Source organism: Colwellia marinimaniae, from assembly GCF_002207865.1.
Classification (GTDB): domain Bacteria; phylum Pseudomonadota; class Gammaproteobacteria; order Enterobacterales; family Alteromonadaceae; genus Colwellia; species Colwellia marinimaniae.
Map to the genome: position 1 here is coordinate 1 of NZ_BDQM01000473.1, position 242 is coordinate 242.

Annotated in this window: 1 protein-coding gene; it reads left to right on the plus strand. The window is 65.3% G+C overall.

The window, feature by feature from the left end:
* Positions 1-242, plus strand: a 242-nt coding sequence (locus MTCD1_RS21415; protein ID WP_159459936.1) for a hypothetical protein, incomplete at both ends; no start/stop codon positions are given.

Consider the following 242-nt stretch of genomic DNA (forward strand, 5'->3'; position numbering starts at 1 on the left):
GAACTCGATCAAGGCCACCATCACCCGCAACAGCACCTTCACCACGAAGGAAGCCTACGGCTCGGTGACCTTCCACGATCTGTTCAGCCTCGGCGGCGGCAGCGCCGGCCTGGTGGTCGGCGGTGAGTTCCGCAAGATGGACTACGCTGACATCTATGACTCGCTGTCCTCGGCCGGCGTGATCCTCGGCAGCTCCGGCGCCTCCTCGGGCGGCAAGCGTGAGGTCAGCTCGGTGTATGCGG